This is a genomic window from Aquiflexum sp., from assembly GCF_041749095.1.
Lineage (GTDB): Bacteria > Bacteroidota > Bacteroidia > Cytophagales > Cyclobacteriaceae > Aquiflexum.
In genome coordinates this window covers 1-3,511 of sequence record NZ_JBGTCA010000257.1, presented here as the reverse complement: position 1 = coordinate 3,511, position 3,511 = coordinate 1, and the positions used below count along the sequence as shown (strand labels likewise).

Below are 3,511 nucleotides of genomic sequence, written 5' to 3'. Positions count from 1 at the left end.
GACAGAATGGAAAAAGTCATTCCCTCCATTACTCCTGAAAATATGATTGACAACTCCCCTAAAATGAAACCATATGATTTCGGTACGACACATCCATAAAAAATTCGGAAAACTTGAAGTTTTGAAAGATTTCAACTTGGAGTTTGAATCAGGCAAAAGTTATGCATTGATGGGCCCAAACGGTTCCGGAAAAACCACGCTGATCAAAATAATCTTGGGGATGGTCATTCCCAATTCAGGTGATGTCCTAGTTAAAGGAGAATCCATCAAAGGTAAATTTGCCTATCGATCCAATATCGGTTATATGCCACAGATTGGCCGCTACCCTGACAATATCCGAATCGGACAACTTTTCAGCATGATGCAGGACATGAGACCGGGAATAAAGGATTATGATCTTGAACTGATAGAAGCTTTTGGACTAGACAAAACCTTGGACAAACCTATGCACACCCTTAGCGGTGGAACCCGTCAAAAAGTGAGTGCTGCGCTTGCATTTATGTTCAGGGCTGATATCCTGATCTTGGATGAACCTACAGCAGGTCTTGATCCGATGGCAGTGGAAACCTTGAAGAATAAAATCAAAAAAGAGCGGGATGCAGGGAAACTCATCTTGATCACCTCCCACATTCTCAGCGAACTGGATGAACTGACAGATCATGCCATCTATATCAACGAAGGAGAAGTCTTTTTCAATGATACCATCACCGGACTGAAGGATATCACTGGGGAGGAAAAGTTCTCGACAGCTATCGCCAGATTGATGGAGTGGAGTTTAAAAAAAAAGAAGACAATAAATGATTTAAGCCATGTTTAAGTTACTGAAATATTCCCTTTATGATATAGTAAAAAGTAGGTTTGCCATATTATATACCATCTTTATGGTCTTGGTGGCCGTTTCCATCTACCAGGTATCTGAGGACATGAGCAAAGTCTCTTTAAGCTTACTCAATATCATGTTGATGATCGTCCCATTGATAGCTGCTGTATTTGCAACTACACACTTTTTCAATAACCTGGAATTTACCGAGCTGATGCTAGCGCAACCTGTAAAGAGACGTGATGTTTTCTTGAGCCAGGTTTTGGCTGTAGTCATCATGCTCAGTGCCGCCATCGTGATTGGATTTGGAATTCCTATGGTACTTTGGGGAGCGGACAGCACTGTTCTCATCTTGCTGGGCATTGGAATAGCCTTAAGTGTAGTCTTTGCAGGATTGGCGTTCCTAGCCTCTGTTCTTACGCGGGACAAAGCCAAGGCCATTGGTATTAGCTTGTCTTTCTGGATTTATTTCTCGCTGATCTATGATGGATTTGTACTTTATCTGATTTATAGTTTGGCTGATTACCCATTGGAAAAAACAACCTTAGGACTCGTCTTCTTCAATCCCGTTGACCTTGGTCGGATCATCATGTTGATGCAATTGGACATCTCCGCACTTATGGGATACACAGGGGCCTTTTTCCAAAATTTCTTCGGATCTGCCAAGGGAATATTGCTCTCTTCAGCGATGATGTTGATTTGGATGCTATGGCCATTGGGAGTTGCGATGAGGGTATTTAGGAAAAAGGATTTTTAAATTTCAGTAAGAAAATCCAGAGAAAATGAAAAAGCAATCTATTACAGCGGCTGAGTTTGATCAAAAGTTTGAGGATAATGAGGATTTGTCTGATTTTTTAAATCTTGAAAAGGCAAGCAAACCAGGATTAAAGCCCAAACGTGTCAGTGTGGATTTTCCTGAATGGATGGTTCAGGAGTTGGATAAGTTAGCCCAACGATTAGGAATTACCCGCCAAAGTCTTATCAAGGTTTTCATCTCTGAAAAATTGAAAGAGACATAAAATTTTCGCAACACAATTCCTTTTACTCATGCCATTGAGTTAATTTACTCAATACATTGAGTAAATTATTAAAAACATATATTATTACATGATATTCAATTAGTTACGAAAATATTTTTTAGCATAAAAAACAAAGAAAAGACAGCCATATAGACTGCCTTTTTTTAAAACAAATCCACGACATCCATTTGCAAAAACACCTGCCATGGAATCCCATCTGCACCGATCAGCAGGGATTTTTCAGGTTTGAACTTTTTATCGAAAGCATTTAAGCCTGATAATTTTCCAGTCTTACCGGACTTCACTTCAAGTCCAATCACCCGCTTCTTGTATTCAACCACATAATCCACTTCGTCATTGCCCTCCCTCCAATAATGCAAAGAAAGCTTTTTGTCCTTGAATACCTGATTGATCAGGTGCGCACCCACAGCAGATTCCACCCACCTTCCCCATGCCTCATGGTCTTCAAGCAAAGTATCGAGACTTTCATTGGAAATGCCCGACATGATCGCGGTGTTATGAACCTGAAACTTGGGACTGGAAGAGCGCTTTCTGACCATGTTTGGACTGTATTTTTCCAATCCCGCCAACAACCCGGCATCATTCAACAGCTCCAAATAATTTGCCAAGGTGGTGGTGTTACCTGCATCGGTCAGTTGTCCCATGATTTTGGTAAAGCTCAGAATCTGTCCCGAATACGCCGATCCCAATTCAAACAAACGCTTCATCAAAGCAGGTTTATCCACCCGGGTTAGCATAAGGATATCTTTGGAAATACTCGTCTCCAAGAGCGCATCGCGGACATAGCTTTTCCACCTGTCTTCATCCTCTCTCAGCGTAATCGCACCGGGATAACCCCCAAACCACACAAACTCCTCAGCCGTCAGACCAAAAGCATCCTTCATTTCCTTGTAGGACCAATGCCCAAGATAAGTAGCTTCAAACCTTCCTGCCAAAGATTCTGTCAGTCCCTGCTGCAGCATCAACCTCGATGAACCCAGCAACACCACCCGGATATCCCTACCCTCAGCGGCATCCCTATCCCATTCGGCTTTGATCTGCTCGGACCAGTTGTCGATTTTTTGGACTTCATCGATGACCAGGAGAAAAGGTTTTTCAGCCTGTTGTTGCTGTCGGACCCGGACATTTTCCCATTGCTGTGCTATCCACAAGCCATCTCCCGCCGGCACAGCATCCGCCGCCACCAAATGATGGGGATAATCAAGTTCTTCCATAATCTGCCTGACCAAGGTAGTCTTACCCACCTGCCGAGGCCCATAGATGACCTGTATAAACCTCCTCGGTTCATCCTTCAACCGTTTCAACAATCCGGCTTTTTCTGTCCTTTGGTATACCATAGTTATTTTACTCAATGTATTGAGCAAATTTACTCAATACATTGAGTAAATTCAAAATATTTAGATATATAATTTATTATCAGTGGTTTGTGAAATATAATTAAGCGGTTTTTGCCAATGGTTCAAATCTTCAATGGTTCAAGTCTTCAGACTTGGACCAGCACTTTGCATTCTTCAGACTGCTTTACCATGGAATGCACTAAAATCACCCAAATAAACATAACCTGAAAATCTGAATAATTACAATCACCCTTATAGTTCAAAATATTCAGACCTATCCGCAAAAGGAAGATCTTATTTATTTCATAACAAGC

The 3,511-nt window shown here is 41.6% G+C and carries 4 protein-coding genes; 3 read left to right on the top strand and 1 reads right to left on the bottom strand.

Annotation, left to right across the window (positions count from 1 at the left end; genetic code table 11):
• The first annotated feature begins 73 nt into the window (after window positions 1-73).
• The 3 genes from ACEW8O_RS12090 to brnA are packed head-to-tail and all read left to right on the top strand — an operon-like array spanning window position 74 to window position 1,839.
• Complete coding sequence (locus ACEW8O_RS12090) at window positions 74-817, top strand: ABC transporter ATP-binding protein (protein ID WP_373494886.1); 744 nt, start codon at window positions 74-76, stop codon at window positions 815-817.
• A complete protein-coding gene (locus ACEW8O_RS12085; protein ID WP_373494885.1) occupies window positions 810-1,577 on the top strand; it encodes an ABC transporter permease subunit in 768 nt (255 codons plus the stop codon). The genes ACEW8O_RS12090 and ACEW8O_RS12085 overlap by 8 nt, the downstream gene beginning before the upstream one ends.
• Before the next feature lie 25 nt (window positions 1,578-1,602).
• Window positions 1,603-1,839 (top strand): type II toxin-antitoxin system BrnA family antitoxin, encoded by a 237-nt coding sequence (gene brnA, locus ACEW8O_RS12080; RefSeq protein WP_373494884.1) that lies wholly within the window; start codon window positions 1,603-1,605, stop codon window positions 1,837-1,839.
• A 164-nt stretch (window positions 1,840-2,003) separates the two neighbouring features.
• Here the strand turns inward: brnA and ACEW8O_RS12075 are convergent, their stop codons facing one another.
• Complete coding sequence (locus ACEW8O_RS12075; protein ID WP_373494883.1) at window positions 2,004-3,197, bottom strand: ATP-binding protein; 1,194 nt, start codon at window positions 3,195-3,197, stop codon at window positions 2,004-2,006.
• Window positions 3,198-3,511: the final 314 nt, after the last annotated feature.